The organism is Streptomyces ureilyticus, from assembly GCF_011045025.1.
In the GTDB taxonomy this organism is placed as follows: domain Bacteria; phylum Actinomycetota; class Actinomycetes; order Streptomycetales; family Streptomycetaceae; genus Streptomyces; species Streptomyces ureilyticus.
The window spans coordinates 1-24,008 of record NZ_JAAKZX010000149.1 but is presented as its reverse complement, the minus strand read 5'-3'; the positions used below and the strand labels follow the sequence as shown (position 1 = coordinate 24,008).

Here is a 24,008-nt window from a genome sequence, read left to right as displayed (position 1 = left end):
GCCTACCGGGGCGGAGTGTGGGGATCGTGTGCGGCTGCGGGTGCGTTGTGGCTGGTCGCGCCCTGCGGCGGAGCCGCTGATGTCGCAGCCCCGCGCCCCTGATGGGGCGCTCCCGGAACCGTCAGTCACGAGGCTCAGCAGCCACCATGCTCGCCAGCCACTGCGTGCCCGCACCTGCCCAACCGCCGGAGGCGCCCCGCGGAGCGCGACCAGCCACAACGCACCGTCAGTCGACAACGAAAAACTGAAGGAGCCCGGCGCTCCCCAGCGCCGGGCTCCTTCCCCCGTACCCCCGTACCCCCGTACACAGCAGCCTGCGCAGCTACTCCGTAGCGATCGCGTTCAGTACGTTCATCCGGCCCGCCCTGAACGCCGGTACCAGTGCCGCGAACAGACCCACGAACGCGGACCCCAGGAACACCCCGGTGATCGTCGGCCATGGGATCTCCAGGACCTTCATGCCCTCGAGGGCGAGGAGTTGCTGGGCGGTCGCGCCCCAGCCCATGCCCAGGCCGAGGCCCAGGAGGGCGCCGAACAGGGCGATCACCACCGACTCCAGGCGGATCATGCGCCGGAGTTGGCGCCGCGAGAGGCCGATCGCCCGCATCAGGCCGATCTCCCTCGTCCGCTCCACCACCGACAGCGCCAGGGTGTTCACCACGCCCAGGATGGCGACGATGATCGCCAGGGCCAGCAGGCCGTAGATCATATTCAGGAGCTGGCCTATCTGGTCCTTCAGCGCTTCCTTGTAGTCGGTCTGGTCGCGGACGGTGTACTGCGGGTAGTCGTCCAGCGCGGTCTTCAGCGACTTGTACGCGGCCGCTTCCTGGCCGTCCTTCGCCGAGGCGAAGACCATCATGTCGAGCGGCATCTTGGCGGCGGGGACGTACTTGGCCATCGTGTCGATGGATGTGTACATGGCCCCCTGGTCGATGACGGCCTCACTGCTGGTGATCGCGCGGACCGTCAGCCGGGCCGGCTCACCGCCGGCCTCGAAGGCGACGGTGATCTTGGAGCCGAGCTTGATGCCGTGGCTCTTGGCGAAGTCCTCGTGGACGGACATCGAGTTGGGCAGGTAGGCGTCCTTGAGGTTGCCGGCGACCGTCTCGGTGTTCAGGTCCGTGGCGTAGCTCGGGTCGGCCGCCGTGATAGCCGTTTCCTTGAGCGTCTTGCCGTCGGGGGTGGTGAAGTCGGCCTGGGTCCACTTGTACTCGGTGACTCCCTCCAGGCCCTTCGCCGACTTGGCCGCCTGCACGGCCTGCGGCGTGATCAGCTGGCCGCTGTCGGACTGGATGATGAAGTCCGTACCGACGGTCTTGTCCAGCTCGTCCGTGGCCGACGCGACCATCGACGAGCCGACCACCGACAGGCATGCGACCAGTGCGAGGCCGATCATGAGCGCGGCGCCGGTCGCCCCCGTACGACGCGGGTTGCGCAGCGCGTTCCGCTCGGCCATCCGTCCGACCGGGCCGAAGATCCGCAGCACCACGGCGCCCAGCACCCGCACCACGCCGCTCGCGAGCAGCGGGCCGATGACGACGAAGCCGATCAGTGACAGCACCACGCCGCCGCCCAGCCACATCGAGCCCTCGCCGGCCTTGTCGGCCTGGGAGGCGAGGTAGAGCCCGTAACCGCCGGCGCCTGTCAGGACCAGGCCCAGCAGGGCCCGTATGACACCGGACTTGGCGTCCACTGGCGCCCCGGAGTCCCGTAGCGCCGCCATCGGCGAGACCTTGCCGGCCCGCCGGGCGGGCAGGTACGCGGCGAGCACGGTGACCACGACGCCGAGCAGCAGGCCGACCACCGGGGTGGTCCAGGCGACGGTGAGGTCGTCGGTGGAGAGGTTCATGCCGGTGGCGCCCATGAGCTTCATCAGGCCGACGGCCAGGCCCACGCCCGCACCGACTCCCAGCACCGAGCCGAAGACACCGAGCAGCAGCGCCTCGGCCAGCACGGACCGGTTGACCTGCCGGCGGCTCGACCCGACGGCCCGCATCAGGCCGATCTCGCGAGTCCGCTGGGCGACCAGCATCGAGAAGGTGTTGATGATCAGGAAGATGCCGACGAGGAAGGCGATCCCGGCGAAGCCGAGCATCGCGTACTTCATCACGCCCATGAACTCGCCGACGTCCTTGGCGTTGGCGTCCGCGACCTCCTTGGCCGTCTGGATCTGGTAGCCGCTGTCGAGCGCGGCCGTGACGTTCTTCTTCACCTGGGCGTCACTGAAGCCGGAGGCTGCGGTGACGTTGACGTTGGTGTAGACGCCGGTGTCGCCGACCAGGACCTTCTGCGCGGTCTTCGTGTCCAGGTAGAAGATCGCGGCGCCCGGGTTGGTGACCTCGAACTCCGCGAAGCCCGAGACCTTGGCACGGTGCGTGCCCACCGCCGTGATGACGCCGATCTCGTCGCCGAGCTTGAGGTGGTGTTTGTCGGCGGTGTCGGCGTCGACCATGATCTGGTCCGGTCCGCGCGGGGCGTTGCCGGAGGAGATCTTCATGGTGCGGGCGTCGTTGGCGTTCCAGTTGCCGACGATGGTCGGGGCGCCGCCCGAGGGCGAGAGGCTGTCCTTGTCGGCGTCGACGACGGTCACCGAGGTGGAGAAGACGGTGCCCTCGGCGGACTTGACCCCCTCCGCCTTGCGCACCTCGCCCAGCACGGACGCGGGCATGACTGGCGGCTTGCCGTTGTCGGCCTGGGTCTCACCGGTGTCCGAGGCGCCCTTGGCGCTGACCTGGACGTCGGACGAGGTGGCCGCGAAGAGCTTGTCGAACGTCGTGTTCATCGTGTCGGTGAAGACGAGCGTGCCGCAGACGAACGCCACCGACAGCAGGACCGCCACGGCCGAGAGGGCCATACGTCCCTTGTGCGCGAAGAAGTTGCGCATCGAGGTCTTCATGACGGTCATGACGTACGCCCCCGGGCGTCGAAGTCCTTCATCCGGTCCAGGACTGTTTCGGCGGTTGGCTTCCACATCTCGTCGACGATCCGGCCGTCGGCCAGGTACAGCACCCGGTCCGCGTACGAGGCGGCCACCGGGTCGTGGGTGACCATCACGATGGTCTGGCCGAGCTCGTCGACGGAGCGCCGCAGGAAGCCGAGCACCTCGGCGCCGGCCCGGGAGTCGAGGTTCCCGGTCGGCTCGTCACCGAAGATGATCTCGGGCCGGGCGGCCAACGCCCGTGCCACGGCGACGCGTTGCTGCTGGCCGCCGGAGAGCTGGGTCGGCCGGTGCTTGAGCCGGTCGCTCAGGCCGACGGTCTCGACGACCTGACTGAGCCAGCCCTTGTCCGGCTTACGGCCCGCTATGTCCATGGGCAGCGTGATGTTCTCGAGCGCGTTCAGCGTCGGCAGCAGGTTGAACGCCTGGAAGATGAAGCCGATCCGGTCCCGGCGCAGCTTCGTGAGCTTCTTGTCCTTGAGCCCGGTGATCTCCGTCTCGTCCAGGTAGATCTGCCCGGAGGTAACGGTGTCGAGGCCTGCGAGGCAGTGCATCAGCGTGGACTTGCCGGACCCCGAGGGGCCCATGATCGCGGTGAACTGGCCCCGCGAAATGTCCACGTCGACGTGGTCCAGGGCGACGACGCGGGTCTCCCCGGACCCGTATGCCTTGACGACCTGCCGCGCCCGCGCGGCAACGGCCGTTCGCCCTCCAGTGCCCCCGTGCCTGGGAATGCTTACAGCCGTAGTCACGGTATGTCTCCTAAGTCGGTCAGCAAGTGACGTGCGCGCTCTGCACGCTCTGGGTGTTCTGGGTGCGCTGCTACGTGAATGAGTCTGTCGGCGGGAGGGGGTCCGGCGCGCTGGTGCTCAGCGCAGTCTTTTCCTGGGGTAAACCCCACCTCCGGAGCTGCGGTACTCCGCCCTCAGCGGCGTAAAGCCAGGTTAAGGAGGGGGCATGGGGCGTCTCGTCCTCCGGCGGTACCAAGCCTCCCCGGTCCGTAGTACGGAGGTACCCCTACGGGATCTCCACCCGGCGGCGGAGGGGTACTAAGGGTCGGCTGCACTCTTGAGGCCAGTCGGCGTCATCCCTCCCACATACCTCCCACAGGTTGAGGCTGAAGTGGGAGAGTGTCCTCCGGCAGATAGATGCAGGGGGAAAGGAAATCCGTGAGTCAGGAGGAAACCCAGGGACCGGGGCCGGGGCCAGGGCCGGACACCGACGCACCGTCCGCGCCATCGGCCGCCGGGCCGGTCGACCCCCGTAAACGCCGTGCCGTCGTCGCCGCCCTCATGCTCGCGATGGGCCTGGCCGCGCTCGACTCCACGATCGTGTCGACCGCGGTGCCGCAGATCGTGGGCGACCTCGGCGGCTTCTCCGTGTTCTCCTGGCTGTTCTCGGGCTATCTGCTGGCCGTGACGGTCACGCTGCCCGTCTACGGCAAGCTCTCCGACACCTTCGGCCGCAAGCCCGTACTGATCGCGGGCGCGGCCATCTTCCTGCTCGGCTCCCTGCTCTGCGCGCTCGCCTGGAACATGGCGGCGCTCATCGCCTTCCGTATCGTCCAGGGTCTCGGCGGCGGCGCCCTCCAAGGGACCGTCCAGACGCTCGCCGCCGATCTCTACCCGCTGAAGCAACGCCCGAAGATCCAGGCGAAGTTGTCCACGGTCTGGGCGACCTCGGCGGTCGCGGGTCCGGCGGTCGGCGGCGTCCTCGCGGCGTACGCGGACTGGCGGTGGATCTTCCTCATCAACCTGCCGATCGGCGCGCTGGCCCTCTGGCTGATCGTCCGTCACCTCCACGAACCCGCGCGGACGCCCGGCCCCCGTCCCCGTATCGACTGGGCGGGCGCGCTCGCGGTCTTCGCGTGCGGCGGCGTACTGCTGACGGCACTGGTGCAGGGAGGAGTCGCGTGGCCCTGGCTGTCCGCCCCCTCAATCGCATTGCTGGGTACGGGACTTGCCCTCGTCGCACTCACCGTGGTCATCGAACGCCGGGCCGCCGAACCGATCATCCCCGGCTGGGTCTGGCGCCGCCGCACCATCGCGGCGGTCAATCTGGCGCTCGGCGCGCTGGGGCTGCTGATGGTGGCGCCGACGGTCTTCCTCCCGACCTACGCCCAGGCGGTCCTCGGCCTCGCTCCGATAGCGGCCGGATTCGTGCTCTCCGTATGGACGTTGAGCTGGCCGGTGTCGGCGGCGCTCAGCCAGCATGTGTACCGCAGGATCGGTTTCCGCAACTCGGCGCTGATCGGCATCGGCACGGCCGCGCTGCTCCTGCTCGCGTTCCCGTTCCTGCCCTATCCCGGCGAACCCTGGCAGCCGGCCCTGCTCATGCTCCTGCTCGGCGCAGCGCTCGGCCTGTTCCAACTCCCCCTGCTCATAGGCGTCCAGTCGATCGTCGTCTGGTCCGAACGCGGCACGGCCACCGGTTCCGTACTCTTCTGCCGCCAGACCGGCCAGACGCTGGGCGCGGCCCTGTTCGGAGCGATCGCCAACGGCGTGCTCGCCACCCGCCTGGGCGGCGCCGGCGACCTCGACGCGGTCACCCGCTCCCTCGGCTCGGGCGCCCCCTCCGACCACGTCCGCCACGCGGTCGCCGACGCGGTCCACGCGGTCTACTACGGAGCGGCCTGCGCGGCCGGACTCGCCTTCCTGGTCCTGCTGTTGATGGCACCGCGACGCTTTCCGATACTCAAGAGCGCCGCCGATTCGTGACTGCGCGGTTTCGTCAGAAGACCGGCTCGCCGATACCCAGAAGGTTCCCTTCACTGTCGCGGAACCAGACGGCGCGTTCGCCGCGTGCGCCCTTGCTCGGATAGTGCCCGTCGATGTCCGCGATTCCGTTCCTCGTCCGGAACCCGGGCACGTCGACCTCCTCGAACACCACGCCGCGCCGCTTCAGCTCCGCCACGACTGCCTCGATGTCGTCGACCTGCCACCCCATCTGTGTGAAGGTGCCGGGAGAAGCTCCCGTCGACTTGAACAGCGCGAACTCCACGCCCCCGCACCGGTACAACAGCCCGCCGGGCCGCTCGTCGACGGGCTCCAGGCCGAGCTGCTCGGAGTAGAAACGCCGCGCCCGGTCCAGGTCCTGGGCGGGGAGCCTGGTTGCGACGCTCCCCCGAGCCAGAAGGTTTTTGTCGTCTGCGTTCATGACTTCAGTGTGTCGTGAAGGGTGCGCAGGACGTGCTTGCCTTGGGCGATGACACAACGAGAAGTGCTCCTGGAGCCTGTTCGGCCTACGACTGCGACCGAGGACCTGGCGCGCCTGGAATCCCTACTCATACGGCGACGCAGCACACGCAGCTTCAGCTCCCAGCCCCTGGGCCTCGCCCAGATCGCACGCCTGGCGTGGGCGGCCCAGGGGCGAACCGGCGACGGGCGTCGCACATGCCCATCGGCGCACGCGTTGTATCCCCTGGCCCTCACCGTGGTGGCGGGCAACGTGGACGGCCTGGCCGCCGGGGCCTACCGGTACGACGCCGAACGGCACGTACTGACCCTGGTCGCCGACGGCGATCACCGCGACCGCGTCGCCCGCACCACCCTCGCCGACCACGAGTGGCTGCGCCACGCGGCGGCCCTGCTGCTGCTCAGCGGCGACATGGACACGGCCACACGCCACTTCGCCGACCAGCCGCCGCAAGGCCGACGGGGCCGGCGGTACGTATGGCTGGAGGCCGGCCACTCCAGCCAGAACGTCTACCTCCAGGCCACCGAGTCAGGCCTCGGCACGGTACTCGTCGCCGGCTTCGACGATGACCGGCTCCTCGGCCTCGCCCCCGCGATCGTGCCCTCGGGACAGCACCCGCTGGCGCTGCTCGGGGTGGGCCACCCGGCCGGCCCCGACGCGTGACCGCGCTCAAACGGGGCTCACGCCGCCAGCTCTGGCCGCGAGCCGTTCGGCCAGGCCTTGCTCGACGACTGCCGCAGTCCCGCCGGGTCGGGCGCGGCCGCCTTCCCCTGCCGCACCAGCGCTCGTGTGGTCCGGCCGGCCTGGGCGCGGCGGCCGGCGAAGACGTAGAGGCGCAGGATGACGAAGCGGCCCGCGCCGGCGAGGCCGGAGGCGCCGAGGTAGACGATCTGCTCGGTCAGCGTGCCGGCGGAGGGCTGCGCCAGGTGCAGGGCGTACATGGCGACGCTCGTCGCCGTGTACGCGGCGGTTGCCGAGCCCGCGGACTGCCAGTGCTCTCGCCATCCGGCGCTGCGGCCTTTGGCGAAGGTGAAGCGGGCGTGGAGTTCGGTGCACAGCAGGGTGGAGGCGACGGTGATGATCGCGTTCGAGACCGCCCAGGGCATGGTCATGGCCAGCAGCGTTACCGCGAAGCTGGACAGGACCCCGACGCCTCCTCCGGAGATCACAAACCGGAGGAAGGAGGCGACGGGGCCAGGGGTGGCCGAAGTCGCCGTCTCGGGCTTCTGTGCGAGTGGCGACTTCATGGCGGGTTCCCCTTTGGAGGTTCAGCGGCTGAGCTCCTTGTTTCCGATAACGGAAAAGCTACGTTGCGTTCACTAATCTAGCAACATACTCGTTGCGCACTATCGATATCAGAGCAGGTGAAAGCCAGGAAATCGTTGCAACGGCTCTGAGATTAACGCAACATCAGGCTTCAGAATGTTGCAATGAATTGAACGTGAACGCTAGAGCAGAGGCACCCAAGGACCACGAAGGGGGCCGAGCGCCCCTGGCAGGCGTCTCGACGTTCACGTTTTCATCACAACTGACCAATGGGGCAACACGGGTTAACGGAGGTAACACCCGAGGTCAGCGCAGCAAGCGCATACCGACCGATCAGTTTGGTGAAAAGGCAGCGCATCTGAGGGGCGCCGAGTAGCGTGCGTGGCTCGTTCCCGCCCATTCCCACCACAAGATTCCCTGCGGCCCGCACGTACTCGCGTACTCGGGCCCGAGCCACGCAAGGAAGACCGGGATGTCCTACGACCCCTCCCCGTCGTACCCAGTTCCACCGCCGCACGACTCGTCGCCCTCCTACTTCACCTACCCCTGGGCACCAGACCCGCAGCCGGAACCCGAACCCGCGCGCCACCGCCACGTCGCGCTCGGCCACCACAGCGACATTCGCGTGCTGCGCACCGCGTACCGGTGGCAGCGGCGCGTGGCGACGCTCACCGCGCTGGGGTACTTCACGCTCTTTCTCGTCCTGTCCGCGTACGCGCCGGAGTTCATGACGCAGGAGGTCACCGACGGGCTGCCGCTCGGACTGCTGCTCGGGCTCATCCAGGTGCCCGTCACCTGCGCGGCGATCGCGCTGTACGAGTACACGGCCCGCCGCAGCGTCGACCCGATCGCCGAACGAATAAGGAAACAGGCCGAGTTGGACGCCAAGCGGGCGGAGGGCGGCCGATGACCGGGTTCAGCAGTTCCGCGCAGGCGATGTCACTGGTGGCGTTCACGGTGATCGCCACTATCACTCTGCTGCTGTGCGTGATGACCGGCCCCGACCGCGACGACCTCGACGAGTTCTACACCGGCTACAGCTCGATGTCCCCCATGCGCAACGGCCTCGCCATCGCGGGCGACTACATCTCCGCCGCGACGGTGCTCGGTACGGGCGGCGTGATCGCGCTGTTCGGCTACGACGGGGTCGTACTCGCCCTGAGCACCGCACTCTCCCTGATGCTGCTGATGTTCCTGCTGGCCGAACCCCTGCGCAACGCGGGCCGGTTCACCATGGGCGACGTGTTCGCGCGGCGGATGCCGGGACGCTCCGTACGCATCACGGCCTGCGTCGTGACGCTCGCCGCGCTGATGCCGCTGATGCTCGTCCAACTCGCGGGTACGGGCGATTTGTTGGCGTTTCTCCTCGGCTTCTCCAGCGACTCGCTGAAGACCGGCTGCATCATCGGGCTCGGCACGCTGATGATCAGCTACGCGGCGATCGGCGGCATGAAGGGCACCGCGCTCATCCAGATCCTGAAGATCGTGATGCTGCTCGGCTCCGGCGCCGTCATCTCCGTACTCATCCTGAACCAGTTCGACTGGAACCTCGGCGGCCTCTTCAGCACGGCGGCGGAGGGCAGCGGGGCGGGGCCGGCGTTCCTCAGCTCGGGGCTGCAGTTCGCGGGCGGGCCGAGTCCCGAACTGGACATGATCACCTCAGAGCTGACGGTGGTCCTCGGCGCCGCGGTGCTGCCGCACATCACCATGCGCATGTACACCGCGGGCAGTGCGCGTGAGGTGCGCCGGTCGATGTCGTGGGCGGTGCCGGCCGTGGCGCTGTTCGTGCTGATCATCACGGTGGTCGGGTTCGGCACGGTCGCCATGATCGGGCGGGACGCGATCACCGCGGTGGATCCGCAGGGCAACACCGCTTATCTGCTGGGCTCGCGGGCCGTGTTCGGGGCGGATGTGTCGACGGCCGAGACACTGTTGTTCACGACCGTCACCACCGCGATCTTCCTGACCGTGCTCGCGTCCGTGGCCGGGATGATCCTCGCCTGCGCCAACTCCCTCGCGCACGACGTCTTCGCGCACGGCCGGAAGCAGTTGTCGCCCCGGCGTGAGATGACACTGGCCCGGGTGTCCGCGGCGGCGGTGGGCGTGCCGACGATTCTGCTGGCCACGCTGGTCCAGCACCGGAGTCTGCAGCCGCTGGTGACGTTGTCGTTCTGCGTCGGGGCTTCGGCAATCGCGCCCGCGCTGGTGTACGGGCTCTTCTGGCGCCGCTACACACGGGCGGGACTGCTCTGCACGTTGATCGGCGGCTCGGTCAGTACGTTCGTGCTGATGACCGGGACCAACCTGGTCTCCGGATCGCCCATTTCGGCGTTCCCCGACCATGACTTCACATGGTTCCCGTTCACGACGACCGGGTTGCTGTCCATTCCGCTCGGCTTCGCCTTCGGATGGCTGGGGACGGTGCTTTCCGGGCGGCGGCAGGCGGAGGAACAGCGGAGACAGTACGAGGCGGTCGAGGGCTGGATTCTGGCAGGGGTGGTCCGGCGGGAACGTTAGGCAACAGCCCTGCCGGAGCACCCTCATTCGCCCGGTGCCTGCCCCGTGAGCGTCACCAGGCTGTCTCTTACGTGGTTCATGTGGGCCTGCACTTCCTCTTTCTGCTCCGCGTGCGCGCGGAGCAGGCGTTCTGTCTCGTGGGCGATTCTCGTTTCGCGGGCCTGGGCCTCTGCCAGGAGGGCTGCGGCCTGGGACTCCGCTTCCTCCTGGAGGTGCCGGGTTGCGGACTCGGCCTCGGACAGGGCCCGTTCGGCTTCGGCCAGCGTCGCCTCCGCGCGGGAGAGTTCCGGGGCGTGCTGGGCGTCGAGCGCGGACTCCTGTTCCGCTGTCGCGCGGTCGAGCTCCGCCAGGCGGTCGGCGTGTTCCTTGGCCTGCTCGGCGAGCTTCGCCTCCGAGCGTTCCCGCATGTCACGCAGCGCGGCCAGCGCCTCGCCGCGCTGCTCCTTCGCCTCCAGACGTGCGGCGATGCACAGTTCGTCGGCCTCGGCCTGGGCGGCCAGCAGGCGCTGACGCGCCCGTTCGTCGGCCTCGCCCCGTACCGCGTCGGCCTCCGCCCGCGCCGCCTCACGTACCCGGTCGGACTCGGACTCCGCCTCCTCCAGGGCGCGCCTCGCGTCCCGGTGGGCGTCCTCGCGGACAGCCGCCGCCTCCTCCTTGACGAGCTCGAAGAGGCGCGCGGCACCTTCGCCGAGCGCCTCGTACGTCTGCGGAGGGAGCGCGGCCATCCGCTCGGCCAGCCGGCCTGCCTCCGCCTCCATCTCCTTGGCCAGTACGGTCAAGCGGGCGGCCCGTTCCCAGGCGGCGTCGCGGTCCTGGGAGAGTTCCGCGGTGTACGCGTCCACCTGCTCGGGACGGTAACCACGGCCTCGTACGGCCATGAAGCCATGAGGCGACACCGATGCGCCCGATGCGCTGCTCATCCTCGAATCCCCTCTTCGGCGGCGTACAGCATGATGTGCCGCACATCCTGGTAGATCAGACGGAAGTGTTCATAATGCGACACTCCGCCCGTTCAGACAGTAAGGGGCCGGACGGCAAAAGGGGTGGGATGACAAATAGGGGCCGGATGACAAAAGGGCGGGCCCGGTCGGTCGACCGGGCCCGCCCCTACGCGGAAGGTGATGTCAGAGCAAGCCGTCCCACATCTGTTCCAGCAGCACCGACCACCAGCTCTCCGGCGAACCGAGTGCCGCCGGGTCGAGGGCGACGAGCTGGGCCTGGAAGTCGACGGTCCAGCGGCCCGCCTGCTCCTGGTTCAGGCCGAAGCGCAGGCGCCACATCCTGCCCAGCAGCGCCAGGCTGCGGGCGAACTCCGGCAGCCCTGTGTTCACGAACTGCGGCGGTATGGGTGCACCGCCCGGACCCGCCTCGACCGGTACGGCCACGATGTTCGCCGTGCCGTACTGGACGCAGATCGCCTTGCCGAAGTCGCTGCCCATGACGAGGTACGAGCCCGCGTCCGAGGCCGGCTGCACCCCGCGTTCCTGGGCCAGTTCAGCGAGGGTCGGGACCGGGCGGCCTGGCTGGGCCTGGGCCCAGAAGAACGGGTTCATGTCCACGGGCAGTCCGGCCACGACCAGGGTGTGCGCCACGACCGGGGGCACTCCCTGCCGGGACACCGCCGCCTGGTCGAACCGGAAGATCCCCGGTCCGAACGCCGCTGCCAGCTCCTGACCGATCGCCTCCGGCGGGACCGGCGGCGCGGGCTGCACCGGCGGCAGCGGCGCACGCACCGGTGCCGGCCGGGCGGGGCCGTCCGCGACCTGGTGCAACTCGCCCTGGTGCGCGAGGAGTTGGGCCATGCCCTGCTGACGGCTCGCGTGGTCCGTGCCGTACGGGGCGATGCTGGTGATCCTCGCCTGGGGCCAGCTCTCGCGGATCATCCGCGCACAGTAGGCGCCCGGCAGTTCGCAGGACTCCAGCTCCGTGTGCAGCTCCAGCACCTGCTGCGGGGGCACGTTCATCGCGCGCAGCTCGTGGAGGATCTGCCACTCCGGGTGCGGGGTGCCGGGCGCCGAGCGGCGGATGAGCTGCTGCTCGGAACCGTCCTGCGCGCGGTAACGGAGTACGGCCTGATAGCCGGGGCCGACGGTCGGCTGGCCGCCCTGCTGCGGGTAGCCGTAGGCCGGGGGCTGCTGGCCCGGCATCGGGGGCTGGCCCGGCATCGGCTGACCTGGTGCCGGATGGCCTGGCGCGGGTTGCTGAGGCGGCGCACCCGGCGGCATCCCGGGAGCCTGCGGCGGCGGGGGCGTACCCGGGCCCGCGGGACCAGGGCCGGACAGCACCGTCTGAGCGTGGTGGACACCACCGGCGGGCGTGCCGCTCGGAGAGTTCGGGGCGCCGGAGCCTGAGGGCTGACCGGGCTGGCCAGGGGCACCCGGAGCGCCGGGCGGCTTGGGGGTGGTGCCCGGGGCCCCGGGAGCACCCGGCGGTTGCGGTGCGCCGGGACCGGACGCGCCACCAGGGCCGGGGCCGGAGAGCATGGTCGCCGCGTGGTGGACACCACCGGCCGGCGCACCCGGTGCGCCCGGGGCTCCCGGAGGCTGCGGCGCACCCGGCGGAGGCGTACCCGGCTGGCCGGGGGCACCGGGCGGGCCCGGCGGCTTGGGACCGCCGGAACCGGGGCCGCCGGAACTGCCGCCGGGCTGGTTCGGGTCGGCGAACACCGTGGCCGCGTGGTGGACGCCACCCGAGGGCGTACCGCTCGGAGGGCTGGGAGGACCGGGCGGCTGCGGAGCACCAGGTCCGCCGGGCGCACCCGGCCCCTCGGGTCCGTCAGAGGGAAGCTGCGAGACGAGTTGCGTGGGTACGTACCCGCCGCCCCCCGAGGCACCCGGCGCACCGGGCCCGGACGGCGCGGGCGGACCGCCCGGCCGCGCCCCCGGCGTCCCGGGCGCACCCGGCGGAGGCGGCGTAGTCGCGCCACCGCCACGCGCCCCACGCGGCGGCGACTGCGCCTTGCTGGTCGCGGCATCGGCGATGTCACCCGCATTCGGCGCCAACGACCGCCCCGGCCCGCCCGAACCGGCGGGCGGCTGCGGGGCATGGGGACCGGCGGGCGGAGGCGTCCCCGGAGCGGCGCCGGGCGCCTGCGGGTAGCCGGACGACGAACCGGGCGGCGGCGGAGTACCGGGCGCACCCGGAGGCGGGGCTCCCTGCGCACCGGGGCCCTGGGGATACCCGTACGCCGAACCCGGAAGCGGTGTTCCAGGCGCACCCGGAGGCGGGGCCCCCTGTGCACCACCTGGAGCGGACGCACCGGGACCCTGCGGATACCCATACGCCGAACCAGGCGGCGGCGGAGTACCGGCCGCGCCCGCCCCCTGCGAAGCACCAGGCGGAGGCGTACCCGGCGCGCCAGGCGACTGCTCGCCGTCGACCGCCGGACCCACCGCCGTGCGCGGAAGCTGGCTGCCGCCCTGCATCAGGGCGGTCTTGGCGTCCGGTGGCGTGGGCGGTGGCGTCCTGCCGTCGTCGGGTTCGCTCAGCGGCGGTGAGAACACCGTCGCGGGCAGCGGCACCGAACGGTCCTCGCCCACGTCGGCGTTGGTGTCGGTCCCGGCCCACGGGGTCGCCGCGGCAGGCGTACCGGGCCCGCCGCCGGAACCCGGCTCGGACCCGCCCCCGGCGGACGGCCACGACGGAGCACCGGGAGCGGAGGACCCGGACGGCGACGTACCGGACGGCGAACTCCCGCTCCCCGACGCCCCGTTGGCGGCCCCGGCGTCAGCGGCGGCGGCAGCCGGACGAGCCCCCGCCCCATCGGACGAACCCGGCGAACCGAGCGAACCCGAAGACGAACCGGATGAGCCCGAGGCTGAACCCGGCGCACCGGCCGAACTCGAAGGCGAGCCCGGCGAACCGGCCGCCCTTGAAGGCGAACCCGCCGAACCAGCCGACCCCGAAGGCGAACCCGCCCCTTCCCGCCGGTCCGGAATCCCCATCCGGTCCGCCGCCTCCTGCAACCACTCCGGAGGAGTCAGCAGGAACGACGTCTGGTTCAGATCCACCCGCGCCGGAGGCGCCGGCGCCGGCTCGGGGGCCGCGTCCGGCAGCCCGTACTCCTCCTCGTACCGGCGGATCACCTCCCCCACCGGCAGCGAGGGCCACAACGTGGCCTCCCCGCTGTCCCGCGCGATCACCAGCCGCTGCGCGCCGCCGTCGGAACGCGGGCCCTCGGCCCGGTCCTCCGCCCAGACCACGAAGCCGAGCTCGAACTCCCGCACCCGCACCTCACGATGCTGATACGAGGGGACATCACCGTTGATCCACTCTTCCGCGCGCTCCTGCGCCTGCGCGAAGGTCACCATCGGACGCTCACTCCCCCACCGAAGAGACGGACACGGCTCGCGCGAAGCCGCCGTCCACCATCAGGTTCGCCACGGTCTCCAGCTCCGGCGGATTGCCCGCCAGCCGGCCCAGGAACTGGTCGAAGTCGTCACCACAGGGCAGCAACAGCCGCTGCACCCGCTCCGCCGGGGGCCACGCGTCCTGGTCACGCGCGTCGTCGAACGCGCAGAACCACACCGACCCGACCCCCTCGCCCTTCACCTTCACCGCGAGCAACCCGCCCTGCACAAAGCCGACTCCCAGGTAATCCTTGGTGAGGTGGTCGCGCAGACACTTGTTGACGTACACGAGATCGTTCACGGCCGCCTCGTCGCGCACCGTGAAGAACGGCTGGTCGACCAGCAGACCCAGCTCGGCGTCCAGCGCGGCGCCCACCGGAGCACAGCCGCCCGCCGCCTTCAGAAACGTGCGATAGGCGCCTGGGAGCCGGTACCCCAGGTCCTCCTCGACGCCCTGCACCAGCTGCTCGCTCACCGCGACCGACGTCTTCGGCAGCCCGAAGTGCACCGGCCGCGTCTCCTGCAACGGCCGCGTACCCCTCTTGTTCTGGTCGACCGCCGCCGTCGCGAGCCCGCCATGATGCCGCAGCAAGGCCTTCACCTCGACCGGCACCAACTCCAGCCGCCGCGAACCCGGAACGTGATGCCAGGTCCAGCCATGCGGAGTCGCCACCGGCGGAATCGTGTCCCACAGGTCATGCCCCGTGGCCGCCAACGCCGCGTTCGCCGACACATAGTCCGTCAGCCGCAGCTCATCGACACCGAAGCCCTCGGGCGGCTCGGCGATCTCCGCCGCGGCACGCGCATAGTCCGAGAAGTCGGGGTAGCCGTACTCGTCGACCCGTACACCTCTGGGGTGACGGGCAGCCCGGACCGGATCCGGAAAATGTACGACCTGCCCGGCATAAGCCGCGTTCGGCGGCGCGGCTTGCTGCCCGAGCCGACCTGTCGTCATGGCGGTTGCCCCCTGCGGCGTTCCGATTGGATCGTGGATGCCGACAGCCTATGCGGTTGTACGACACCGGTCACCGGGCCTCCGGTTCCACCCCCCGAACACAGACCTCCACCACCGTGACCTGCCGTCACCCCGCCGTGACCCTGCGACGAAGAACACGCGTGTCGGGTGGCCTCAGCTTCCGCACCAGCCTCGGAGTTTGGCACTCTGTCCCCGCACCCGGGGGTCGCGACCACAGCGGCCACACCGTGGGGATGGGGAGGAAGCAAGATCATGAGCGCTACACAGACGGGCAGATCAGGTGACCCACGGGTCGGCTGGAGCACCACCGAACGCCCCCACGCGCCCACCCTCCAGCACCGCCGCGACGGCATACTCCCCACCGTCGCCGCCGCCCTCTCCGTACGCGGCGCCACCCTCACCGGCACCGCCGCCCGCGGCGACCAACTCCCCGAGCTCCACCCCCTCGTACGAGACTTCCTCGACACCCTCACCAGCGCCCAGCGCGACCGCTTCACCGGCCGGTGCGCCGAAACCATCCTCATCTCCCGGCACCTCGGCGCCGCCGACGCGGCCCGCTCCAAAAGAGCCGCCCGCAAACCCATGACCAACAGCGAAGCCCGCAAATCCCTCAAAAACGCCAAACTCACCGCCCGCTACATCCGCGAGGACGGCGACCCCCTGCACGGCAGCTTCGCCGCACCCTGCCGCTCCTGCGCCGCACTCAGCGCCCACTTCGGCGTACGCATCGTCGACCCGACGACACCGGAGAAGTGACCCTTCCCACACATACGCCCGCAATGATCCACAGCGCAGCACCGCCGCACAGACGAACGTAGGACCCATGCACGCCGACCGCTCCACCTCCACGACCCGCTTCCCCGTACCCGTCGACGCCGCACTGCGCGCCGCCGGATGGCAGCCGGGCCGCTGGGACATAAGGCAGGCCGAGTACTGGGCCGACGCCCTGCGCAACCACGAGTCGCCGGCCGGACACCGGCACGCCGTGTTCCCGGCGGCCGTCGAAGCATGGGCCGAATTCGGCGGACTCCACGTGCCCGTCTCGGGGCCAGGCCGCCAGGTCGCCCCGTCCCCGCTGCACTTCGACCCGCTGCACGGCCTCCACATGGCCCGCACGCTCGCCGACCTCGGCCGCGCCCTGGACGCCCAGGTCTGCCCACTGGGCGAGGAATCCGAGAGCCGCGCGCTGCTCGCGATCGACTCCGAAGGGCGCGTCTACACGCTCGACCACACCGGCGACTGGTACCTGGGTTCCGATGTCGACCGGGCGCTTACGGGGCTGCTGTCGGGCATCGAGCCGGTACGGCTGACGACGGGCTGACGCCCGGGGACTCTTTCGTCCGCAGCCGGCGCGCCTGACTCCGGAGTGACTCCAGGGCCTCCCTCGCGGTCAGGCCTCGGCCTTTCAGCCCTCCGCGGGAATCACCGCGGACACCCGGAACCCACCCGCGTCCGTCGGCCCCGACACAAACACCCCACCCAGCGCGGCAACCCGCTCCTTCATGCCCACCAAACCGTTCCCCCCGCTCGGCAGACGCGCGTCCGACGCCGCCTCCGGCTCCGGCGGCGGCTCGTTCTCCACCTGCATCGCGATCTCCGCCGAACGATGCGCGAGCCGCACATGCGTCTTCGCACCCGCCGCATGCTTGTGCACGTTCGTCAACGCCTCCTGGACCACGCGATACGCGGTCTGCTCCACCTCCGGCGCATACGCACGCGAATCGCCGTCCACCGACAGATCCACAGCCATACCGGCCGCCGCCGACTGCCCCAGCAACTCGTCCAGATCGGCCAGGCACGGCCCGTCGCCACCCTCGTCATCGACGGCCCGGGACGCGGCGGCAGCCGCCGCCGCACCCACCGCCGCGAGCGGCACCGGCTGCGTACGCGGCGACAAGCCATCCCCCGTACGCAACACCCCCAACATCTCCCGCAGCTCCGTCAACGCCTGCCGGCCCATGTCCCCCACCAGCGCCGCGTTCTTGACCGCCTTCTCCGGATCCTTCCGGGCAACGGCCTGCAGAGCCGCCGCATGCACCACCATCAAACTCACCCGGTGCGCGACCACATCGTGCATCTCACGCGCGATCCGCGTCCGCTCCTCGTTCCGCGCCCACTCGGCCCGCTCCTCCGCCCGCTCGGCCAGCAACTGCAACTCCCGCTCCAGGGAGTCAGCCCGCTCCCGCAGGCTCTCCATCAGCCGCCGCCGCGCCCCCACATACAAACCGAGCAGAATCGGCGGCGCGGTCAGCCCCAGCGAGGTCGTCAGCGACAAGAACGGCACGGCCCACTCACCGAACGCCACATCACCGCGTACGACACCCTGATGCGCCCGCACATACGAGACGATCAGCACCCCGACCATCGACATCGACGCCAGCGCACCGATGATCCGCCGCGGCAACTCCGACGCGGCCAGCGTGTAGAGCGCGACGATCCCCATCAAAAAGCCCATCGCGGCAGGCGTGATCGCGATCGACACCAGCACGACAGCAATCGGCCACCTACGCCGCAACAGCAGTACGGACCCCGCCAACACCCCGAAAACCACGCCCACCGGATCCGCCAACCCGGCATCGCCCGCGAACTGCACCCCCTCGAACCCACACTCGACAGCAGACGCCACCGCAAGCCCACCATCGAGCCAAGCACTCCGCCACCGCACCCACCACCACGGCCCCGTCCCGGCCGTGATGCGGTCTTCCCCCGTCGTGGTCATGCCTCCAGCCTACGGGCGCCCGCACCTGGTTTTCCGGCGACTTTTCTGCACTGGCCTACACCACAGCCCGTAATCAAACAGAAGCGAAAACAACAGAAATCCCTCGAACTGCTGAATCGCGCACCGTTTCGACCCTGGCGCCCCCATTCGGGCCAGAAGGTATGCCCATGGCACACGCATACGGCAAGTACGCCGACTTCGAGGGGCTGCGGGAGCAGGCGCTCGCCCTGCGGCGCGAGGGCTACAGCCTTCGGCAGATCCGGGACAAGCTTCAGGTTCACAACAAGGAGATCCTCCAGCGCCTCGTCGAAGGCGAGCCACCTCCGGAATGGACGAAGCGCCCCAGGGCCAAGGACGACCTCCGCGAGAAGGCCCGGCAGCTACGACTCCAGGGCTGGACGTACAACCAGATCCAGGCCGAACTGGGCTGCTCGAAGAGCTCGGTCTCGCTATGGGTACGGGATCTGCCACACCCGGAACCCAAGTGCACGCCGGAGGAACAGCGAGCACGCATGAACGCTGGGCTCGCACGACTGCGCGCTTCTCAGGACCGCGAGCGCGAGGAAGCCAAGCGGGCGGCAGCTGCGGCGGTCGGCGAGCTCTCCGATCGCGAGCTGTTCCTCCTCGGCGTTGGCTTGTACTGGGCCGAGGGCTCCAAGGACAAGCCGTACCGGCGCGCTGAGGTCCTGCAGTTCATCAACAGCGACCCCAACATGATCAAGCTTTTCCTGCGCTGGCTGGAGTTGCTCGAAGTGGCGCGGGATCGCTTGACCCTTCGGGTCAGCATTCACGAAACCGCCGACGTGGAAGCCGCCGAGAAGTACTGGGCCGACATCGTGGGCGTCGACGTGTCCGTGTTCAGCCGAGCCACCCTGAAGAAGCACAACCCTCGAACTGTCCGCAAGAACACGAACGACGCTTACCGCGGCTGCTTGGTCATCTACGTCGCCAAGAGCGCCGAGTTGTATCGTCGCGTGGAAGGCGCCTGGTACGGCATAGTGTTGGGTGCCTACACGGCGACCCAGCCAGATGTCCGGTTTGGTCGGCTTTATTCCCCCGTGGTGTAATTGGCAGCACTGTGGCTTTTGGTGCCATCTGTCCGGGTTCGAGTCCTGGCGGGGGAGCCCTTCTCGGTTCGGGGCCTGCCCCAAGAAAACGGGGTCAGGCCCCGCTCACATTTCCCCCGCACAACGCCCCGGTATCCTGCCGATGTCCGCACCCCAAAGACATCAGACATCGCAGTCATCGAAGCCGAAGGGCAAAACCCGTGAGCGCCATTCGCCCGGCAGCCGTAGTCGTTCTCGCAGCGGGTGAGGGCACCCGTATGAAGTCGGCCACACCGAAGGTTCTGCACGACATCTGTGGCCGTTCCCTTGTGGGGCATGTGCTTGCCGCCGCGCGGGAGTTGGAGCCGGAGCAGTTGGTGGTCGTGGTGGGGCATGCGCGGGAGAAGGTGGCCGCGCATCTTGCTGAGATCGATCCGGGTGTGCGTACGGCTGTGCAGGCCGAACAGAACGGGACCGGGCATGCGGTGCGGATGGGGCTGGAGGAGCTGGGCGGCGGCGTCGACGGGACCGTTGTCGTCGTCTGCGGGGACACTCCCCTGCTCAGTGGCGAGACTCTGCAGAAGCTCGCCGCCACGCACTCCGCCGACGGGAATGCCGTCACCGTGCTGACCGCCGAGGTTCCGGACGCGACCGGGTACGGGCGGATTGTGCGCGACGGGGTCTCCGGAGCCGTCACGGCGATCGTCGAGCACAAGGACGCCACCGAGTCGCAGCGTGCGGTCCGTGAGATCAATTCGGGTGTGTTCGCGTTCGATGGCCAGCTTCTGGCGGATGCGCTCGGGAAGGTTCGTACGGACAACAGTCAGGGTGAGGAGTATCTGACCGATGTGCTCGGCATCCTGCGCGAGGCCGGGCACCGGGTCGGGGCTTCCGTGGCCGGCGATCATCGTGAGATCGCGGGGATCAACAACCGGGTGCAGCTTGCCGAGGCGCGTCGGATTCTCAACGACCGGCTTCTGGAGCAGGCGATGCTCGCCGGGGTGACGGTCGTCGACCCGGCCACCACCTGGATCGATGCCACCGTCACGTTCGAGCAGGACGCGATCGTGCATCCGGGCACTCAGCTGCACGGTGTCACGCATCTGGGCGAGGGTGCGGAGGTCGGCCCGAATTGCCGTCTCACGGACACGCGGGTCGGTTCGGGGGCCCGTGTCGACAACACGGTGGCCAACGGCGCCGAAGTCGGTCCTGAGGCGTCCGTGGGCCCGTACGCGTACCTGCGTCCCGGTACCCGGATCGGGCTGAAGGCCAAGATCGGTACGTATGTCGAGACCAAGAACTCTTCGATCGGCGAGGGGACGAAGGTTCCGCATCTCTCGTACGTCGGGGACGCGACCATCGGTGAGTACACGAATATCGGTGCCGCGAGTGTCTTCGTGAATTACGACGGTGAGGCGAAGCACCACACCACGGTGGGTTCACATTGCAAGACGGGTTCGGACAACATGTTTGTGGCGCCTGTCACGGTTGGGGATGGCGCGTACACCGCGGCGGGTTCGGTGATCACGAAGGATGTGCCGCCGGGTTCGCTGGCCGTGGCCCGGGGCCAGCAGCGGAATATCGAGGGTTGGGTGGCTCGGAAGCGTCCGGGGAGCGCGGCCGCGAAGGCGGCTGAGGCGGCTTCCCGGGAGGCCGAAAGCGAAAGCTGACCAGAAATCGGCGCGTCTGCGACGGCGTACCGTGATAGGTGCACATCCGCACACCCGGCTGGGATCACCGTTGGCGACCGGCTGAGATACCTCTGAGGAGACAGTGCTGTGACCGGGATCAAGACGACCGGCGAGAAGAAGTTGATGTTCTTCTCCGGCCGCGCACACCCCGAGCTTGCCAAGGAGGTCGCCGAGCAGTTGGGTGTCGGGGTTGTCCCGACGAGGGCCTATGACTTCGCGAACGGTGAGATCTATGTCCGTTACGAGGAGTCGGCGCGTGGTGCGGACTGCTTTGTGATTCAGAGCCATACGGCTCCGATCAATCAGTGGATCATGGAACAGTTGATCATGATCGATGCTCTGAAGCGGGCTTCCGCTCGGAGCATCACGGTGATTGTGCCGTTCTACGGTTACGCCCGTCAGGACAAGAAGCACCGGGGACGTGAACCGATTTCGGCGCGTCTGGTCGCGGATCTGATGAAGTCGGCCGGTGCGGACCGGATACTGACGGTCGATCTGCACACGGACCAGATCCAGGGCTTCTTCGACGGCCCGGTGGACCATCTCTTCGCTCTGCCGCTGCTCGCGGACTATGTGGGCAAGAAGGTGGACCGCACGAAGCTGACGGTGGTGTCGCCGGATGCCGGCCGGGTGCGGGTGGCGGACCGGTGGTGTGACCGGCTGGGTGCTCCGCTGGCGATCGTGCACAAGCGTCGTGACAAGGATGTGGCGAATCAGGTCACCGTGCATGAGGTGGTCGGTGATGTCGAGGGCCGGGTGTGTGTGCTGGTCGACGACATGATCGATACGGGTGGCACGATCTGTGCGGCGGCGGACGCGTTGTTCGCGCATGGTGCGGAGGATGTGATCGTGACGGCGACGCATGGTGTGCTGTCGGGTCCGGCCGGGGATCGGCTGAAGAACTCGAGGGTCAGTGAGTTCATTTTCACGAACACGCTGCCGACGCCGGGTGAGTTGCAGCTCGACAAGATCAGGGTGTTGTCGATCGCGCCGACGATCGCGAGTGCGGTGCGTGAGGTATTCGAGGACGGTTCGGTGACGAGCCTGTTCGAGGAGCAGTAGGCAAGATCGATTTCGGGTACGGCCTTCCCGCCGCGTAAGCTGTCACAGTTGCTCGGCGAGGGAGGCCGTACGGCGTTGTGAAGGCGCTGGTACGGCGGTCCGTAATCGACGCGCTCTTCGTAGCAGGCCGATGTATGGCCGGGTGACCACGTTCCCCCTATCTACGAGGAGTGATGAGCATGGCCGAGGTGAAGCTCGCCGCCGAGACGCGTACCGAGTTCGGCAAGGGTGCGGCGCGTCGTATCCGCCGTGAGAGCAAGGTTCCCGGTGTGCTGTACGGCCACGGTGGCGAACCGGTTCATGTGACGCTGCCGGGTCACGATCTGCTGCTGGCGCTGCGTACGCCGAACGTTCTTCTTGCCCTCGAGATCGACGGCAAGAAGCGGCTGGCGATTCCGAAGGCCGTTCAGCGCGACGCGATCAAGGGCTTCCTGGAGCACGTGGACCTGCTGCTCGTCCGCAGTGGCGAGAAGGTCAACGTCGAGATCTACGTGCACACCGAGGGCGACCTGGCTCCGGGTGCCTTCCTTGTCGAGCATGTGCTGAACGCGCTGCCGGTCGAGGCCGAGGCCACGCACATTCCGGAGTCGGTGACCGTGTCCATCGAGGGCCTGGCGGCTGGTGACTCGATTCTGGCGAAGGACGTCCCGCTGCCGGAGGGTACGACGCTGGCGATCGACGAGGATGCGGTGGTTCTCCAGGTTCTGGCCGCGCAGGCGGAGGAGCCGGCGGAGGGCGAGGGTGAGGGCGAAGGCGAGACTGCCGAAGCCTGACCCTCCGGGGCGCCCTGACTTGCCGTACCGCTTCTGATGAGGGCGCCCGGCGGTTGGGGCTGTGCCCACCCGTTCCGCCCTGCGGAACGTATGCCCACAGCGGTGTCAGCCGCCGCTCCCTACGGGGAGCGGCGGCTGGTTCGCGTATAGAAGGAGGTATGCACGTGACTAGTGACGTAGGGGCCCCTTGGTTGGTGGTGGGGCTGGGTAATCCGGGGTCCGAGTATGCGGGGAACCGGCACAACGTGGGGTTCGTGGTGGCTGATCTGCTGGCGGAGCGGATCGGGGGGAAGTTCAAGCGGGCCGGTAAGGCGCAGGCTCTGGTGGTGGAGGGGCGGATCGGGCCGCCTGGGCCGGGGAGTCGGCGGGTGGTGGTGGCCAAGCCGATGTCGTACATGAATCTGTCGGGTGGTCCGGTGAACGCCCTGCGGGAGTTCTACAAGGTGCCGGTCGCGAACATCGTCGCCATCCATGACGAGCTGGACATCGACTATGGCGTGCTGCGGCTGAAGCTCGGTGGTGGGGACAACGGTCACAACGGGCTGAAGTCGATGACGAAGGTGATGGGTTCGGACTATCACCGGGTGCGGTTCGGGATCGGGCGGCCGCCGGGGCGTATGCAGGTTGCGGATTATGTGTTGAAGGACTTCTCGTCGGCGGAGCGCAAAGAGCTGGACTACTTCGTGGACCGGGCGACGGATGCGGTGGAGTGTCTGGTGATCGATGGGCTGACGCGGGCGCAGAGTACGTACAACTCGTGACTTGTCCCCCGGTGTGACCTAGTCGGAGTTGACCGAGCGCAGGGCGATGGCCAAGGATCGCCGCCATGTCTGCCCTCACCTCTCGCCCGAGCGCTGGTTCCGCGCTGCGGTTCGGGCGGTTCGCGGCGATGGGGACGGTCGCGGTGCTGCTGCTGATTGCCGGGGTCTGGGCGTCGTGGGGTACCGCGCAGCATGTGATGCTCACCAAGGGGCGTGAGCGGGGGACGATGACGGTCACTCGGTGTGCGGACGATCGGTGTACGGGGACGTATGCGCCGGTGTCGGCGGGGTCCACTGGGCGTGAGCGGGTGACCATCTCGAGCACGGTGGTGGTGGACAAGGGTGAGACGTACGCGGTGGTGGTGAAGCCGGGGAGCAACGAGGTGGTGCGCACGGGGCCCGGCGGGCTGCTGTATGCGTGGGTTCCCCTGGGGGGTGCGTTGCTGCTTGCTTCGCTGGTGGTGGCGGGTGGGCTGCGGTTGCCTCGGCTTGCGTGGCTGTTGGGTGGCGCCGGGTTGACGCTGCTGACGGCGGCGTTCGTGGCGCTGTGACGGGTTTCGCCCCCGCCGCCCTTACCCGTCCCATACCAAGGGGCTCCGCCCCTGGACCCCGCTGGGGGCTGCACCCCCAGACCCCCTTCGGGGCTCCGCCCCGGACCCCGATTCGGGGGCCAGCCCCCGGACCCCCGGTCCTCAAACGCCGGACGGGCTGAAAT

The 24,008-nt window shown here is 69.2% G+C and carries 20 protein-coding genes and 1 tRNA gene; 13 read left to right on the top strand and 8 right to left on the bottom strand.

The genetic code is table 11. The annotated features are described in order from the left end of the window. Positions 1–322: 322 nt before the first annotated feature. Both G6048_RS33895 and G6048_RS33890 read right to left on the bottom strand, forming a co-directional pair. Entirely contained in the window at positions 323–2,905 is a 2,583-nt protein-coding gene (locus tag G6048_RS33895; protein WP_165343432.1) for an ABC transporter permease, read from the bottom strand. After that, positions 2,902–3,690: an ABC transporter ATP-binding protein gene (locus tag G6048_RS33890; protein ID WP_165343431.1), complete on the bottom strand. Its 789-nt coding sequence runs from the start codon at positions 3,688–3,690 to the stop codon at positions 2,902–2,904. The genes G6048_RS33895 and G6048_RS33890 overlap by 4 nt, the downstream gene beginning before the upstream one ends. Positions 3,691–4,086: 396 nt before the next feature. Here G6048_RS33890 and G6048_RS33885 point away from each other — a divergent pair, with 396 nt between their 5' ends. Next, positions 4,087–5,655: an MFS transporter gene (locus G6048_RS33885; protein ID WP_165343430.1), complete on the top strand. Its 1,569-nt coding sequence runs from the start codon at positions 4,087–4,089 to the stop codon at positions 5,653–5,655. 13 nt (positions 5,656–5,668) lie between these two features. On the opposite strand, the gene G6048_RS33880 is transcribed toward G6048_RS33885, so the two are convergent. Next, the gene (locus G6048_RS33880; RefSeq protein ID WP_165343429.1) at positions 5,669–6,094 is read right to left on the bottom strand and encodes a VOC family protein; all 426 of its coding nucleotides are present in this window, start codon (positions 6,092–6,094) and stop codon (positions 5,669–5,671) included. Positions 6,095–6,142: 48 nt separating this feature from the next. Between G6048_RS33880 and G6048_RS33875 the strand changes: the two genes are divergently transcribed. Continuing rightward, positions 6,143–6,796 (top strand): SagB/ThcOx family dehydrogenase, encoded by a 654-nt coding sequence (locus tag G6048_RS33875; protein ID WP_165343428.1) that lies wholly within the window; start codon positions 6,143–6,145, stop codon positions 6,794–6,796. A gap of 17 nt (positions 6,797–6,813) precedes the next feature. Here the strand turns inward: G6048_RS33875 and G6048_RS33870 are convergent, their stop codons facing one another. Continuing rightward, entirely contained in the window at positions 6,814–7,380 is a 567-nt protein-coding gene (locus G6048_RS33870; RefSeq protein WP_165343427.1) for a GtrA family protein, read from the bottom strand. Positions 7,381–7,871: 491 nt separating this feature from the next. On the opposite strand from G6048_RS33870, the gene G6048_RS33865 reads away from it, so the two are divergent. Together G6048_RS33865 and G6048_RS33860 are read left to right on the top strand one after the other, a co-directional pair. After that, on the top strand, positions 7,872–8,309 hold the full coding sequence (locus G6048_RS33865) for a DUF485 domain-containing protein (protein ID WP_165343426.1): 438 nt from the start codon (positions 7,872–7,874) through the stop codon (positions 8,307–8,309). Continuing rightward, entirely contained in the window at positions 8,306–9,916 is a 1,611-nt protein-coding gene (locus G6048_RS33860; protein ID WP_165343425.1) for a sodium/solute symporter, read from the top strand. Before G6048_RS33865 ends, G6048_RS33860 begins: the two co-directional genes overlap by 4 nt. Positions 9,917–9,939: 23 nt before the next feature. On the opposite strand, the gene G6048_RS33855 is transcribed toward G6048_RS33860, so the two are convergent. The 3 genes from G6048_RS33855 to G6048_RS33845 form a co-directional block, all read right to left on the bottom strand. Then, entirely contained in the window at positions 9,940–10,836 is an 897-nt protein-coding gene (locus G6048_RS33855) for a coiled-coil domain-containing protein (protein ID WP_235990663.1), read from the bottom strand. A gap of 204 nt (positions 10,837–11,040) precedes the next feature. Continuing rightward, positions 11,041–14,226: an SUKH-4 family immunity protein gene (locus G6048_RS33850; RefSeq protein WP_165343424.1), complete on the bottom strand. Its 3,186-nt coding sequence runs from the start codon at positions 14,224–14,226 to the stop codon at positions 11,041–11,043. A 7-nt stretch (positions 14,227–14,233) separates the two neighbouring features. Next, on the bottom strand, positions 14,234–15,220 hold the full coding sequence (locus tag G6048_RS33845) for an SMI1/KNR4 family protein (RefSeq protein ID WP_165343423.1): 987 nt from the start codon (positions 15,218–15,220) through the stop codon (positions 14,234–14,236). Positions 15,221–15,493: 273 nt separating this feature from the next. Here G6048_RS33845 and G6048_RS33840 point away from each other — a divergent pair, with 273 nt between their 5' ends. Further along, a complete protein-coding gene (locus G6048_RS33840) occupies positions 15,494–15,997 on the top strand; it encodes a YwqJ-related putative deaminase (RefSeq protein WP_165343422.1) in 504 nt (167 codons plus the stop codon). A gap of 67 nt (positions 15,998–16,064) precedes the next feature. Further along, on the top strand, positions 16,065–16,562 hold the full coding sequence (locus G6048_RS33835; RefSeq protein ID WP_165343421.1) for an SUKH-3 domain-containing protein: 498 nt from the start codon (positions 16,065–16,067) through the stop codon (positions 16,560–16,562). A gap of 84 nt (positions 16,563–16,646) precedes the next feature. Here G6048_RS33835 and G6048_RS33830 read toward each other — a convergent pair whose 3' ends face one another. Beyond that, on the bottom strand, positions 16,647–17,960 hold the full coding sequence (locus G6048_RS33830; protein ID WP_165343420.1) for a sensor histidine kinase: 1,314 nt from the start codon (positions 17,958–17,960) through the stop codon (positions 16,647–16,649). Between the two features lie 167 nt (positions 17,961–18,127). Here G6048_RS33830 and G6048_RS33825 point away from each other — a divergent pair, with 167 nt between their 5' ends. The 7 genes from G6048_RS33825 to G6048_RS33795 all read left to right on the top strand — a co-directional run bounded on the left by G6048_RS33825 (position 18,128) and on the right by G6048_RS33795 (position 23,844). Then, positions 18,128–19,027: a hypothetical protein gene (locus G6048_RS33825; RefSeq protein WP_165343419.1), complete on the top strand. Its 900-nt coding sequence runs from the start codon at positions 18,128–18,130 to the stop codon at positions 19,025–19,027. Next, a tRNA-Gln gene (locus G6048_RS33820) sits at positions 19,013–19,084 on the top strand. The genes G6048_RS33825 and G6048_RS33820 overlap by 15 nt, the downstream gene beginning before the upstream one ends. A 143-nt stretch (positions 19,085–19,227) precedes the next feature. Continuing rightward, positions 19,228–20,676 (top strand): bifunctional UDP-N-acetylglucosamine diphosphorylase/glucosamine-1-phosphate N-acetyltransferase GlmU, encoded by a 1,449-nt coding sequence (glmU, locus tag G6048_RS33815; RefSeq protein WP_165343418.1) that lies wholly within the window; start codon positions 19,228–19,230, stop codon positions 20,674–20,676. A gap of 108 nt (positions 20,677–20,784) precedes the next feature. After that, a complete protein-coding gene (locus G6048_RS33810; RefSeq protein WP_165343417.1) occupies positions 20,785–21,759 on the top strand; it encodes a ribose-phosphate diphosphokinase in 975 nt (324 codons plus the stop codon). Positions 21,760–21,938: 179 nt separating this feature from the next. Continuing rightward, the gene (locus G6048_RS33805; RefSeq protein WP_165343416.1) at positions 21,939–22,532 is read left to right on the top strand and encodes a 50S ribosomal protein L25/general stress protein Ctc; all 594 of its coding nucleotides are present in this window, start codon (positions 21,939–21,941) and stop codon (positions 22,530–22,532) included. Between the two features lie 158 nt (positions 22,533–22,690). Continuing rightward, positions 22,691–23,293 (top strand): aminoacyl-tRNA hydrolase, encoded by a 603-nt coding sequence (gene pth / locus G6048_RS33800; RefSeq protein WP_165343415.1) that lies wholly within the window; start codon positions 22,691–22,693, stop codon positions 23,291–23,293. Positions 23,294–23,358: 65 nt separating this feature from the next. Continuing rightward, positions 23,359–23,844, top strand: coding sequence for a hypothetical protein (locus tag G6048_RS33795; protein ID WP_165343414.1), 486 nt, complete (start codon positions 23,359–23,361; stop codon positions 23,842–23,844). Positions 23,845–24,008 lie beyond the last annotated feature (164 nt).